The 13570-nt window shown below is 73.1% G+C and carries 8 protein-coding genes and 1 tRNA gene; 7 read left to right on the top strand and 2 right to left on the bottom strand.

All coding sequences use genetic code 11. From position 1 onward, the window contains the following. The first annotated feature begins 5 nt into the window (after positions 1 to 5). A tRNA-Ala gene (locus HA039_RS23635) sits at positions 6 to 78 on the top strand. Between the two features lie 175 nt (positions 79 to 253). Here HA039_RS23635 and HA039_RS23640 read toward each other — a convergent pair. Together HA039_RS23640 and HA039_RS23645 are read right to left on the bottom strand one after the other, a co-directional pair. Continuing rightward, complete coding sequence (locus tag HA039_RS23640; RefSeq protein WP_167033162.1) at positions 254 to 1840, bottom strand: NADH-quinone oxidoreductase subunit NuoF family protein; 1587 nt, start codon at positions 1838 to 1840, stop codon at positions 254 to 256. Continuing rightward, complete coding sequence (locus tag HA039_RS23645; protein WP_243869692.1) at positions 1837 to 3540, bottom strand: ferric reductase-like transmembrane domain-containing protein; 1704 nt, start codon at positions 3538 to 3540, stop codon at positions 1837 to 1839. The genes HA039_RS23640 and HA039_RS23645 overlap by 4 nt, the downstream gene beginning before the upstream one ends. A gap of 381 nt (positions 3541 to 3921) precedes the next feature. Between HA039_RS23645 and leuS the strand changes: the two genes are divergently transcribed. The 6 genes from leuS to HA039_RS23675 all read left to right on the top strand — a co-directional run bounded on the left by leuS (position 3922) and on the right by HA039_RS23675 (position 13561). Beyond that, positions 3922 to 6816 carry a leucine--tRNA ligase gene (gene leuS / locus HA039_RS23650; RefSeq protein WP_167033164.1) on the top strand — a complete coding sequence of 965 codons (2895 nt, stop codon included), beginning with the start codon at positions 3922 to 3924 and terminating at the stop codon, positions 6814 to 6816. Positions 6817 to 7022: 206 nt separating this feature from the next. Continuing rightward, positions 7023 to 7754 (top strand): hypothetical protein, encoded by a 732-nt coding sequence (locus HA039_RS23655; RefSeq protein ID WP_167033166.1) that lies wholly within the window; start codon positions 7023 to 7025, stop codon positions 7752 to 7754. A gap of 166 nt (positions 7755 to 7920) precedes the next feature. Beyond that, positions 7921 to 8766: a DegV family protein gene (locus tag HA039_RS23660; RefSeq protein ID WP_167033168.1), complete on the top strand. Its 846-nt coding sequence runs from the start codon at positions 7921 to 7923 to the stop codon at positions 8764 to 8766. A 380-nt stretch (positions 8767 to 9146) separates the two neighbouring features. After that, positions 9147 to 9803 (top strand): ComEA family DNA-binding protein, encoded by a 657-nt coding sequence (locus tag HA039_RS23665; RefSeq protein WP_341830036.1) that lies wholly within the window; start codon positions 9147 to 9149, stop codon positions 9801 to 9803. Then, positions 9800 to 12340, top strand: coding sequence for a ComEC/Rec2 family competence protein (locus HA039_RS23670; RefSeq protein WP_167033172.1), 2541 nt, complete (start codon positions 9800 to 9802; stop codon positions 12338 to 12340). The genes HA039_RS23665 and HA039_RS23670 overlap by 4 nt, the downstream gene beginning before the upstream one ends. 324 nt (positions 12341 to 12664) lie before the next feature. After that, positions 12665 to 13561 carry a YceI family protein gene (locus HA039_RS23675; RefSeq protein WP_167033174.1) on the top strand — a complete coding sequence of 299 codons (897 nt, stop codon included), beginning with the start codon at positions 12665 to 12667 and terminating at the stop codon, positions 13559 to 13561. The last annotated feature ends 9 nt before the right edge of the window (positions 13562 to 13570 follow it).

Consider the following 13570-nt stretch of genomic DNA (forward strand, 5'->3'; position numbering starts at 1 on the left):
GGCGCGGGGCTATAGCTCAGTTGGTAGAGCGCTTGCATGGCATGCAAGAGGTCAGGAGTTCAATTCTCCTTAGCTCCACAAGACGGACAGGGTTGCTCACAACCCGACCGGACGCTTTACAAGATCCCGCACGATCGTTCCGATCGGGCGGGATCTTTGTTGTTGCCGCGCCCGGGTGGCGCGAGGGATTCCCCGCGCTTCGTACGACAGGAGAAGCGGGCCGCCCGGGATCGGGGGCCCGCTTCTCTCGTGGTCAACTGCGGCCGGGGCCCAGGGCCTTGCGGCCGCTGGCGGGGGGGAGGGCCGTGCGGGCGGGGCGTTCCGGCTCGGGCTGCTCGATACGGAGCGCCAGTGCCGGGCAGCGGCGTACCGCGCGCTGGGCGCGGCCCCGCATGTGCATCGGGACCGACGCGTCCGCGAGCGCCGGGTAGCCGTCGGGGCCCAGCCGGATCAGCTCGGGCACGATGTCCGCGCAGAGCCCGTGGCCCTGGCAGAGCGTCCAGTCCACGGCGAGCTTCTCGCCGCTCGGGATCGACTCCTCCGCCTCCTGGTAGCCGGGGCCCGGCAGCGGCAGCACGCCGGTCGTCTCGCGACCGCAGCCGCCGTGCAGCATGTGCGCGGCCAGGTCGTCCGTGAACGCCGACAGGGTCGAGGCGAAGAACCGCGCCGAGCCGTCGGGGTGCTTGCACGCGCCCCGGCCCTTGACGGCCTGGGTGACCGCCCGCAGCGCCTCCAGGGCGGTCGGGCCGCCGCCGTTGATCACGTCGGACAGGCCGCCGGCCGCGGCGGGCAGCCCGAGCTTGCAGGGACCGCACTGCCCGGCCGTCTCCGCCGCGAGCCAGTTGGCGACCCGCAGGGCCTCGCCCAGCGGGCACGTCTCGGGGCCGATGGGCAGGATCGCCCCGGCGCCCAGGGAGCCGCCCACGGCCGCCAGGGAGGCCCGGGAGACGACCGCCTCGTGCGCGGCCACCGCGTCGATCCAGTTGCCGTGGTAGCCGCCGGTGAGCACCCCTTGGGGGAGCGGCGGGGCGCCGGCCATCTGGAGGACGTACCGCAGCGGCACACCGGTCGGCACCTCGATGACCATCGGCCGGGCGACCGCGCCCGACACGGTCAGCATCACGGTGCCCGGCTCGTCCTCCAGGCCGGTGTGGCCGTAGCGGCGGGCGCCGATCCGGGCGCCGACGGCCAGTTGGGCGTACGTCTCCGCGTTGGACAGCAGCGTCGGCGCTCCGCCGACACCGGACTCCGCCGCGCGCTCCCGGCGCCCCGGCGGCAGGGCGGGCCCGCCGCCGATGGCGCGGATCACCGCCGAGGCCTCGCCGGAGACCATGCGCTCGGGCGTACGGACCACCCGCGCGCGCAACTGCTGGCCGCGCCGGTCGGACAGACCGCGCTCGGCGAGCGCCGCCCGCATGGATATCTCCGTGGAGTTGCGGGTGACCGCGACGACCAGGGTGCGGGCGCCGAGCGCCTCGGCGGCCAGCAGGGCGCCGTCCAGGATCAGGTGCGGCGCCCGGTTGAGCAGCACGGTGTCCTTGCGGCACGCGGGCTCGCCCTCACTGCCGTTGATCACCACGACGGGCCTGACCCCGCGGCGGATCGACGCCTGGGCGACCGCCCGCAGCTTCTTCCCGAAGGGGAAGCCTGCGCCGCCGCGGCCGCGCAGGGTGATGTTCTCGGCGAGCTGCGCCAGCCGCTCGCCGGTCATCGGCTGGAGCGGGCCGTGCACCTTGAGGTGCATCGGCAGGTCGAGCCGCTCGACCAGGTCGAACCCCTGCGTCAGCTGGGGCAGGCCGACGACGCGGACTTCGGGTACGTCGGGGAGGGGCGCGTTCACGGTCGGTCTCCTGCGGGTGCGTTCCAGGGCTCCCCGGCCGGGGGCTGGTAGAGCGGACCCGGCGGGGGCTCGCTGCCGGGACGGGGCCCCGTTCCGTCGTACGCCGAGCCTTCGTAGGAAGGACCGACCGGGGAGGCGGGAGCCTGGCCCGTGTACGGCGGAAGGTTGCCCGTGTCGTAGGCGGGGAGGGCGCCTGTGTCGTACGCGGGGATCGCGCCGGTGTCGTACGGGGAGGCCGCGTTGGGGCCGTAGACGGGTACGGAACCGGTGTCGTACTGAGGAGCGGAACCGGTGTCGTACGCGGGCGTCGCGCCCGCGTCGTACGTCGGGACCGAACCGGTGTCATAAGGGGGCGTCGCGCCCGTGTCGTACGTGGGCACGGAACCCGTGTCGTACGGGGAGGGCGCCGCCGGGGCGGGTGTGGGGGCGGGGGGTGTGAAGGCCTGTCCGGGCGGCGGCGGGGAGGGCGCCGGCCAGGAGCCGGGACGGCCGGTGGACTCTTCGGTGATGATCGGCAGTTCCTCGGTCATGGGGATGCGTTCGGCGAGCGGGACGTCACCGGACGGCGTGCCGGACGGGGAGCCGGGCGCCGCGCCGTAGGGGGGTGTGACCGGGAGCACCGTGGTCGGGTCCGTACCCAGGGAGACCGCGCGGTAGCCGGCCGAGAGGCCGGTTCCGGGTCCGGACACCGGATCGGGGGTGCGACCCGAGAAGGGGTCGGCGAACGCGTCGGACGGCGAATCGCCGCCCGAGCCGCCCGCACCGCCCGCGTACAGGCCCATGGGGGCCCGCTCCGCCTCGTAAAGAGGCGGGGACGGCGGGGAGAGCCGCGGTGGGGTCCGCGGCCGGCCGAGAGGGGCACCCAGCGGCTGCCCCGACAGCGAGGGCTCACGGCGCAGCTGCTCGTACTGGGGCTGCGGCGCGAGGCCCGTCGCCCCGGGCAGCGGATCCGCCGACAGGTCCCGGAGCGACTGCTCCGGCTCCCTCGTACGGCGCTGCCCGCCGGTCATCGCGATGAGCCGGTCGGCGATCTCGTTCTGGAGATGGCGGGGGAGGAGCCGCAGGGACACGGCCGCCGCCACTCCCACGAGGGAGATGCAGTACATCGTGGTCACCCAGGTCGCCGCCAGCCGGCCTGTGTAGAGGCCGTGCACCAGGGCGAAGCACCACGCCGGGTAGGCGACCATGTGCATCGCCCGCCAGCGGCCGGCGATCCGGCCCGGCGTGGCGAAGGCGCTGCGCATCGCCCCGGTGGTGGCGGCGACGATCATCAGGAGCCCGGCGAGCGAACCGAAGCCGATGAGGCCGTTCGTACCGGTCAGCCCCAGGCCGAACGGCACCACGGCGCCGATCAGCGAGACGTGCCCGAGCGACACCTTGACGGTGACGTGCAGCAGGAGGAAGCCGAGCGAGGCCACGGCCGTCGCCCGGTGGATGCCCTGCGCGAGCAACCGGTGCCGCGAGGAGAGCAGCAACCGGTCGGTGGCTATCAACCCCCACGCGACGGCCGCCGTCAGGGACACGAGGGAAAGCACGCCGGCCGCGAAGTCGAGCGCGGCGCGGAAGGCGTCGCCTGTCGCGACGGCGAGAAGGGGTACCAGTACCAGTGCAGCGACGGTCAGCCCGCCCTGGACCTGTCGGCTCATGCCGGGGTCCAGCGCGGGCGACGAACTGATCCTGCGATTGCGAGAAGGGTTCATGGGGTCGACTCCGAATGGCTCGGGAAAGCGGTCCCGTTGCCGCATGCTAAGTGGAGCGATACCAGGCAGCGCACGATTCGCAGGTTTAACCAAGGGAAGGTGAGGTAAACGACTTTGAGCTTGCCCCGGATAGGGGCGATACGCGGAGTAAGGCACTCCCCATCGGTCCGCCGACCCGCCCCGGTGGATCTCCGGTGCGGCCCGTCCGGGCCCTGCGGTACCCTGACGCCATGCGTGCCGTACGCCTTCTGCTTAGCGGGCCGCGCTGATCAGTCCCGACGGATGGAAGATCCGGTCGGAATCGGCGCGGCTGACCCCTCCTGTGCGAGGGGCTTTTTCATTCGCCGCAGGCAGAGACGATCGATGGAGCTTCGAAGGATCATGAGCGAGACGAATTCCGCTGCCGCCGAGACGGCTCCGGCCGCCACCGAGACGGCCGCGCCGCACCGCTACACGGCTGCCATGGCCGCCGACATCGAGGCACGCTGGCAGGACGTCTGGGCCGCCGAGGGCACGTACGAGGCGCCGAACCCCACCGGTGACCTGGCCGGGGATCCCGCCCTGGTCGCGCGGCCCAAGAAGTTCATCATGGACATGTTCCCGTACCCCTCCGGCGCGGGACTGCACGTCGGGCACCCCCTCGGGTACATCGCGACGGACGTCTTCGCCCGCCACCAGCGCATGACCGGCCACAACGTCCTGCACACGCTGGGCTTCGACGCGTTCGGCCTGCCCGCCGAGCAGTACGCGGTCCAGACCGGCACGCACCCCCGGGCCTCCACCGAGGCCAACATGGAGAACATGAAGGTCCAGCTGCGCCGGCTGGGTCTGGGACACGACACGCGCCGCTCCTTCGCGACGATCGACCCGGACTACTACCGGTGGACGCAGTGGATCTTCGTCCAGATCTTCAACTCCTGGTACGACGACGAGGCCGACAAGGCGCGGCCGATCGACGAGTTGGTGGCGCAGTTCGAGAGCGGACGGCGCACGACGCCCGACGGGCGCCCCTGGAGCGCGCTGGACGCCGTCGAACGCGCCGACGTGCTGGGCGAGTACCGGCTCGCGTACACCTCCGACGCCCCCGTCAACTGGTGCCCCGGCCTGGGCACGGTCCTGGCGAACGAGGAAGTCACCGCCGAAGGCCGCTCCGAGCGGGGCAACTTCCCCGTCTTCAAGCGGAAGCTGCGCCAGTGGAACATGCGCATCACGGCCTACGCCGACCGCCTGCTGGCCGACCTGGACGCGCTGGACTGGCCGGACGCCATCAAGGCGCAGCAGCGCAACTGGATCGGCCGCAGCGAAGGCGCGCGGGTCGACTTCCCGGTCGGTGACGCCGGCGCGATCACCGTGTTCACGACCCGTCAGGACACCCTCTTCGGCGCCACCTACATGGTGCTGTCGCCGGAACACGAACTGGTCGAGCGGATCGTCCCCGCCGCCTGGCCCGCCGACACGCACGCGGTGTGGACGGGCGGCCACGCGACCCCGGCCGAGGCCGTCGACGCGTACCGCAAGCAGGCCGCGTCGAAGTCCGACGTCGAGCGGCAGGCCGAGGCCAAGGACAAGACCGGCGTCTTCACCGGCGCGTACGCGACCAACCCGGTCAGCGGCGAGCCCGTGCCCGTCTTCATCGCCGACTACGTCCTGATGGGGTACGGCACCGGCGCGATCATGGCCGTCCCGGCGCACGACAGCCGCGACTTCGCGTTCGCGCGCGCCTTCGAGCTGCCGATGCGCTGCGTGGTCGAGCCGTCCGACGGCCGGTCGGCCGACCCGGCGGAGTGGGACGACGCGTTCGCCTCCTACGACGCGAAGCTCATCAACTCCACGAGCGACGACATCGCCCTGGACGGCCTGGGCGTCGCCGACGCCAAGGCGCGGATCACCGACTGGCTGGCGTCGCGCGGGATCGGCGAGGGCACGGTCAACTTCCGGCTGCGGGACTGGCTGTTCAGCCGCCAGCGCTACTGGGGCGAGCCCTTCCCGATCGTGTACGACGAGGACGGCGTCGCGCACCCGCTGCCCGAGTCGATGCTGCCGCTGGAACTGCCCGAGGTCGACGACTACTCGCCGCGGACGTTCGACCCGGACTACGCCGACACCCAGCCCGAGCCCCCGCTGTCGCGGAAGCAGGACTGGGTCGACGTGGAACTGGACCTGGGCCGGGGCGAGGGCGTCAGGCGCTACCGCCGCGAGACCAACACCATGCCCAACTGGGCCGGTTCCTGCTGGTACGAGCTGCGCTACCTCGACCCGCACAACAGCGAGAAGCTGGTCGACCCGGCCATCGAGCAGTACTGGATGGGCCCCCGCGAGGGGCAGCCGCACGGCGGCGTGGACCTGTACGTGGGCGGCGCCGAACACGCCGTACTGCACCTGCTGTACGCGCGGTTCTGGTCCAAGATGCTGTTCGACCTGGGCCACATCTCGTCGGTCGAGCCCTTCCACAAGCTCTACAACCAGGGCATGATCCAGGCGTTCGTCTACCGGGACAGCCGGGGCATCGCGGTGCCGGCCACCGAGGTCGAGGAGCGCGACGGCGGGTACTGGCACCAGGGCGCCAAGGTCACCCGCGTCCTGGGCAAGATGGGCAAGTCCCTCAAGAACGCCGTCACTCCGGACGAGATCTGCGCCGAGTACGGGGCGGACACCCTGCGTCTGTACGAGATGGCCATGGGCCCCCTGGACGTCTCGCGTCCGTGGGACACGCGCGCGGTCGTCGGTCAGTACCGGCTGCTCCAGCGGCTGTGGCGCAACGTCGTCGACGAGACGACGGGCGAGGTCACCGTGGTCGACACGGAGCCCGGCGAGGAGACCCTGCGCGCGTTGCACAAGGCCGTCGACGGGGTCGCGCAGGACATGGCGGGGTTGCGGTTCAACACCGCGATCGCCAAGGTCACCGAGCTGAACAACCACCTGACGAAGGTCGGCGGCCCGGTGTCGCGGACCGTCGCCGAGCGGCTGGTGCTGCTGGTCGCGCCGCTGGCCCCGCACATCGCCGAAGAGCTGTGGCGCAGGCTGGGCCACACCGACTCGGTGGTGCACCAGGACTTCCCGGTCGCCGACCCCGCGTACGTCGTGGACGACACCGTGACGTGCGTGGTGCAGGTCAAGGGCAAGGTCAAGGCGCGTCTGGAGGTGCCCGCGTCGATCTCGGACGCGGAGCTGGAGGCGCTGGTGCTGGGCGAGGCGGCGGTGGTCGTGGCGGTGGGCGGCGCGACGATCCGCAAGGTGATCGTGCGGGCGCCGAAGCTGGTGAACATCGTCGTATGACGGGCGGGGGCCTGCCTCTAGGGGCAGGCTGCGGGTCGCCACGGGCCGGTCGGGGGTTCCTGCGGGCCGGTTGAGGGTTTCGATTACGGGCAGGTTGAGGGTTTCCACGGAACCCTTTGCCTGCCCGTTCCGTTTACGGTGGAAGAACAACCGCGGAAGCCACAACGGACGACGACAAGTTTCCGACCCAACCCCGAGGGGCGCTCATGGAAGCCGTGATCCTGATCCTGGCGCTACTCTTCGTCGCCTTCGTGGCGCTGGGGGTGTTCGTGAGCGTCAAGGCGGTCAAGGCGGCCAAGCGCGGGGTCGACCGCACGATCTCGCAGGCCCGCAGGACCGTGGAGGACACCACGCTGCGCGCGCGGAGCCTCGGACAGATGGGCGTGCCGGGCGAGCTGGCCCAGCTGCGGGTCCGGTTGCGTACGTCGATGAAGGCCACGCAGGACGCGCTGCACGCGGGCGCGGCCGAGGACGCGTCCCTGTCGGAGTCGGTCGGCCTGTTCGAGCGCCTCAGCGTGCACGGCAGGGAGCTGGACGACGACCTCCGGCAGATGGAGCGGGACCCGGACCGGGCGAGGGTCGCGGAGCGCCTGGAGGGGCTGCGGGAGCGCACGGAGCGGATCACGCGTTCGGCGGACTCGTTGCGGTGGGCGGCGCGGGACCGGGCGCGGAAGTTCGCGGAGGACGACCTGTCGTCCCTGAGCGAGCAGATCGACGTGGAGTCGGGGGCGCTGCGGCACTGGTCGACGGTGGACGAGTCGGCGGGGGGCGCGGCGGCGGGACAGTGGCCGTCCGAGGGGCATTCCGAGGGGCCTACGGAAGCGGACCGGGCCAGGGGTACGGCGGAGGCCATCGAGCCCCCGGATCCCCGGCAGAACGTCTATCCGTGGCAGAAGCCGGCCAGGCAGCCGCAGCCACGCCCGGAGGCCACGAACTGAAGGGGACGGGGCTTTCGGGACGTGCCCTGGGTGACGGGATTCGGACGCGGTAAGTGACGGGATGCGGGCGCGGGAAGTGACGGATTCGACGTCGGTCCGGACGGAAGCGATCATTGAGGCGGTCCCGGGCTGCCTACCGGCGGCGACGGCGGGTAACCTCCCGCTCATGTCCCGCCATGTCGCGATCGTCACCGATTCCACGGCCTACCTGCCGGCCCAGACGATGGAGCGGCACGGCATCACCGCGGTCCCGCTGACCGTCGTGCTGGGCGACAGGGCGTGGGAAGAGGGTACGGAGATCTCGGCGCGGTCGCTGGCCGTCGCCCTCCAGAAGCGACGCTCCGTGACGACGTCCCGGCCGAGCCCCGAGGTCTTCGCCGCCGCGTACCGGGCGGCCGCCGAGGCCGGCGCGAGCGGGATCGTTTCGCTCCACCTGTCCGCCGAGTTCTCCGGGACCTACGACGCCGCCGTGCTGGCCGCGAAGGAGGCTCCGGTGCCGGTTCGGGTCGTGGACACCGGGATGGTGGCGATGGCGCTCGGGTTCTGCGCGCTGGCGGCGGCCGAGGCGGCGGAGGCGGACGGCACGCTGGACGAGGCGGTGGCGGCGGCGGAGAAGCGGGCCGCCGGGACCTCGGCGTACTTCTACGTCGACACCCTGGACTATCTGCGCCGGGGCGGGCGGATCGGCGCGGCCCAGGCGCTGTTCGGTTCGGCCCTCGCCGTGAAGCCGCTGTTGCAGCTGGAGGGCGGGCGCATCGAGATGCTGGAGAAGGTGCGGACGGCGTCGAAGGCCATCGCCCGGCTGGAGGAGATCGTCGCCGAGCGGGCCGGGGTCGGTGACGTGGACATCGCGGTGCACCACCTCGCGGCGCCCGAGCGGGCGACGGCGCTGGCCGAGCGGTTGCGCGAGCGGATTCCCGGACTGGTGGACCTGCACGTCAGCGAGGTGGGCGCGGTGATCGGGGCGCACACCGGGCCGGGGCTGCTGGGGGCCGTGATCTCCCCGCGCTGACTCGTACGGGTGACACGTACAGGTGACGAAGTTATCCACAACGGATCGGTTGTCCACCGGAATTGAGGGTGATCCGCGAGGTTCGGCGGCGGTGCCTAACGTGTTGAGGCATGACCTTGCGAACACGTTCCGTGACCAGTTCTCCGACCAGTGGCCCGGGCCGGGCGCCCGGCTCCGACAGCCGTGCGCGGCACGGCCGTCGTCTCCGCGCGCGTTCACGCGGGGGCGGATCCGCGGCGGCCACGACGTCCGCGGCGCTGCGGCTGCGGGCGGAGGCGCTGTTCACCGACGGGCCCAGGGGTGACGGACTGTCACCGCCGCGGCTTCCTTCGGTATCCGCCGCGCCTGATCGTCCGCCGACGGGGCGGCGGCGGGAGCGTGTGGTTCTGGCGGTGCGGGAGCGGTTGCCGTTGTGGCTGCAACTGCGGTGCGGCCTGGAGCCCAGGACGCTCGCCGCCCTGGCCGTGGTGCTGGTCGTGGCGGGGATCCTGGCGGCCCAGCACTTCTGGGCGGCGCGACCGAGGTCGGTGCAGGCCCCGCAGACGGTGGTTCGGGCGGCGGCGGTGGTTCCGCGGTCGTCACCGCCGCCGGGGTCGGGGGTGGGGGCGGCGGTTCCGGACCGGGTGGTGGTCGATGTGGGCGGCAAGGTGCGGAGGCCGGGGGTGCTGCGCCTGCCGGCGGGTTCGCGGGTCGCCGACGCGTTGCGTGCCGCGGGCGGTGTGGAGCCGGGCGCGGACACCGCGGCGCTGAACCGGGCGCGGGTGCTGACGGACGGCGAGCAGGTGGTGGTGGGCGTACCGGCCCCGCCTGCCGCCGAGGCGCCGCTTGGTGGCCCGCGTCCTCCGGAACCGGTCAGCCTCAACACCGGCACGGCGGAGCAGTTGGACACACTGCCCGGGGTCGGCCCGGTGCTCGCCCAGCGCATCCTCGACCACCGCGACGAGCACGGCGGGTTTCGGTCCGTGGACGAGTTGCGCGAGGTGAACGGCATCGGCGACCGCCGCTTCGCCGACCTCCGGCCGCTGGTCCGGCCATGACGCGCTCGACGAGCCCGCCGCGTCCGGCGGTGCACGTGGCCGCCGGCAACCCCCTGGGGGCCTCCGATCCCCGCCAGGAGGGGCCGACGGACCTTCGGCTGGTGCCGCCCGCGCTGGCGGCCTGGGGGGCCGCGGCGCTGGCGCTGGGCGCCGAGGGGTCCTGGACGGCCGCTGGTGTCCTCGTGTGCCTTCTGGCGGCCGGGCTGACCCTCACAGGGGTGGCGGTGAGGGGGACGGCGGCGAGAGGGGCGCTTCGGTGGGTGGGGGTGGGGTGGGGGCGGCTCAACGGGGTGGCTCTGGCCGCGGTGTTGCTGTGCGGGGCCGCGGGGGCGGCTGCCGCCGGGTTGTACGGGGCGGATCTGCGGCGGGGGCCCGTGCCGGGGCTGGCGGAGCGGTACGCACGGGTGACGGTCGAGGTGATCGTCACCTCCGATCCGCGGCCCACCCGGCCCCGGGTGTTCGGCGACCGGATGTCCGGCGGCGCGTTCCTGCTGGAGGCCGAGGTGACGCGCGTGACGGCCTCCGACGGTGCGGTCACCTCGGCTCGGACGCCCGTGCTGGTCCTCGCCGACCCCGGTGCGTACGCGGGGCGGTGGCGGGGGGTGCTGCCCTCCACCCGGTTACGGCTGACCGGGCGGCTCTCCCCGCCCCCGTACGGCGACGACCGGTACGCGGCCGCGCTGCGCGGGGGAGGGGCGGGGCCGCCGCGGGTCATCGGGGAGCCGTCCGTCCCGCAGCGGGTGGCCGGGGCGCTCCGGGCCGGGCTGCGGGAGGCCACCGAGGGGCTGCCCGCCGACGCCCGCGCGCTGTTGCCCGGACTGGTGGTGGGCGACACGTCGCGGATTCCGCCCGACCTCCATGACGCGTTCAAGGCGACGGACCTCTCTCACCTGACGGCCGTCTCCGGGAGCAATCTCACCATCGTCCTCGTCCTGCTGATCGGCCCGCCGGGGCTCGCGCTCAGGGCCGAACGACGCGGCCTGGCGCCCAGGCTGAGGATCTCGCTGCGGTCGACCGCGCTGCTCGGCGGGGCGCTCACGCTCGCCTTCGTGATCGTCTGCCGCCCCGACCCCAGCGTGCTGCGGGCCGCGGCCTGCGGCTGCATCACTCTGCTCGCCATCGGCACGGGCCGCCGCAGGTCCCTGATCCCGGCCCTGGCCGGCGCCGTCCTGTTCCTGGTGCTGTACGACCCGTGGCTGGCGCGGAGTTACGGATTCCTCCTCTCCGTCCTCGCCACGGGCGCGCTGCTCACGCTCGGGCCCCGCTGGAGCGCCACGCTGCGGCGACGGGGCGTGCCTCCCCGGCTCGCCGAGGCGCTGGCCGCGGCCGGGGCCGCGCAGGCCATGTGCGCGCCGGTCGTGGCGGTGTTCGCGGCCCGGGTCAGCCTGGTGGCGATCCCGTGCAACCTCTTCGCCGAGTTGGCCGTGGCCCCGGCGACCGTGCTCGGTTTCGCCGCCCTGGCCGCGGCGCCTCTGGCGATGCCCGTCGCCGAGGTGCTGGCCCGGTGCGCCGGGTGGCCGGCGGGGTGGATCGCCTCGGTGGCCCGGCGCGGGGCCGCCCTGCCGGGCGCCGAGGCCGGCTGGCCCGGGGGGTGGTGGGGCGGGCTGCTGCTGGCCGCCCTGACGGCTCTTGTCGTGCTCGCCGCCCGACGCGTCCCGCGTCACCCCTGGACCGCCGCCGCCTGCGCGGTGCTCCTGCTCCTGGTGATCCTTCGGCCACCACCGCTGACCCGGCTGGTGACGGGATGGCCGCCGCCGGGCTGGTCGTTCGCGATGTGCGACGTCGGCCAGGGGGACAGCACCGTCCTGGCGGCCGGGGACGGCACGGCCGTGGTCGTGGACGCCGGACCCGATCCGCTCCTTGCCGACCGATGTCTGCGGGATCTCGGCATCACGCGCGTGCCGTTGTTGCTGCTCACGCACCTGCACGCCGACCATGTCGCGGGACTGCCCGGGGTGCTGCGGGGCCGGGCGGTCGGCGCGATCCAGACGACGCGGCTCCAGGAACCCGCGGACCAGGGCGCGTTCGTGAGGAGGACGGCCGCGGAGGCGGGGGTGCCCGTCGTCCGGGCGGGACCCGGGGAGCGGCGCCGGGTGGGGCCCTTGAGCTGGCAGGTGCTGTGGCCCCGGGCGGATCCGGTGGCGGGCGAGCCGAACGACGCGAGCGTCACCCTGTTCGTGCGCGTCCGCGGCGGGCCCACGCTGCTGCTGCTCGGCGACCTGGAACCCCCGGCGCAGCGAGGCCTGTTGCGCGACCACCCGGCGCTCCCGCCGGTCGACGTCCTCAAGGTCGCCCACCACGGCTCGCCCTTCCAGCACCCCGGCCTGCTCCGGGCGGTCCGTCCACGGCTGGCCCTGATCTCGGTCGGCGCGGAGAACCTGTACGGACATCCGTCGCCCCGGACGGTCGGTGCGCTGAGGGCCGGGGGAGCGGCGGTGCTCCGTACGGACACGGACGGGGCCATCGCGGTCACGGGGACGGGCCGCGGCCTGCGCGCGGTGCCACGCGGCGCGAGGGACGGGCCGGGGGCGGGGTAGGGGCGGGGTAGGGCTCGGGAGCCGGTTGAGAATGTCTTGTTCTCGCCGTAGGCGGCGCGGGGCCGGGCGAGGTTCGCCGCGATCGGTCTGTGGGGACCGCACCGGACGTGGCAGCGGTTGTGGGGGTCTGGAGGGGGGTGCGGGGGCCGCGGTCGGACACGGTTCAATAACGGCTGGATATACCGGACTCCGTACTCCGGCGTACGTTTGCCTCGAACGACGCAAGGGTGATCGAATGCGTATTCGTCATGGGCCGCCGCCCCGCTGAGGACGTAGTGCCGTGCGCGGCCCCGTAGAGCCCGAACGCACAGGGGTACGTAGCGCATGATCAGTCGCCTGCGCGGCCGACGGACGGCCGCTCACCAGAAGAGCAATCCACTCGCGGGACTGACGGTGCCCACCGGTGCGGGCCTGCTCACCTGTCGCGTGCTCGATCCCGTCAACGAGCCCGTCCGGCAGGCCGAGTTCACGGTCTCCGACGGGAACGGGCGGAAGGTCGTCAGCGGGGAGACCGACCCGTTCGGGACGATCGTGGCGATGGTGCCGAACGGGGAGTACCGGCTGGCGGTGTCGGCCGACAGCTTCAGCTCGTACCGGGGCAGTGTCTCGATCGCCGAGGACGGCCAGCACGCCGGACTCGGGGACATCACCCTCCAGATCGCGCCCTCGCTCCCGCTGCCCACCCCCGGCGAGTGGGAGATCGAACCGGCCCACTCCCGTATCGGCTTCATCGCGCGCCACATCGGGCTCGCGCGGGTGCACGGGCGGTTCGACAACTTCGCCGGGGCCATCCGGATCGGCGAGACGATCGAGCAGTCGGCGATGCACGTCATCATCGGCGCCGCCTCGATCGACACGAACGTGCAGATGCGCGATGACCACCTGCGGTCGGCCGACTTCCTCGACGTGGCGAACTACCCGACGCTGGAGTTCTACAGCGACCGCTTCGTGCACCGCGGCGGGAACAACTGGGCGATCACCGGGGCGCTCACCCTGCACGGCGTGACCCGCACGGTCACCCTGGACGCGCAGTACCTCGGCATCGGCAACGGCATGGAGGGCGAGACCCGCGTGGCCGTCCGCGCCTCCACCGAGCTGCACCGTGAGGACTACACGGTGAGCTGGCAGTCGATGCTGGCGCGGGGCATCGCGGTGGTCGGCTCCAGCATCAAGATCGACCTCGACATCCAGATCATCCCCAAGACCCAGATCCAGGGTTAGGCGAAGGAT

Source organism: Streptomyces liangshanensis (assembly GCF_011694815.1).
In the GTDB taxonomy this organism is placed as follows: Bacteria; Actinomycetota; Actinomycetes; order Streptomycetales; family Streptomycetaceae; genus Streptomyces; species Streptomyces liangshanensis.

Bases quoted from the DNA above. Each gene is read 5' to 3' on its own strand.
- HA039_RS23645 (WP_243869692.1), bottom strand. From the start codon at position 3,540: ATGAACCCTTCTCGCAATCGCAGGATCAGTTCGTCGCCCGCGCTGGAC.
- HA039_RS23655 (WP_167033166.1), top strand. From the start codon at position 7,023: ATGGAAGCCGTGATCCTGATCCTGGCGCTACTCTTCGTCGCCTTCGTG.
- HA039_RS23670 (WP_167033172.1), top strand. From the start codon at position 9,800: ATGACGCGCTCGACGAGCCCGCCGCGTCCGGCGGTGCACGTGGCCGCC.
- HA039_RS23660 (WP_167033168.1), top strand. From the start codon at position 7,921: ATGTCCCGCCATGTCGCGATCGTCACCGATTCCACGGCCTACCTGCCG.
- HA039_RS23675 (WP_167033174.1), top strand. From the start codon at position 12,665: ATGATCAGTCGCCTGCGCGGCCGACGGACGGCCGCTCACCAGAAGAGC.
- leuS (WP_167033164.1), top strand. From the start codon at position 3,922: ATGAGCGAGACGAATTCCGCTGCCGCCGAGACGGCTCCGGCCGCCACC.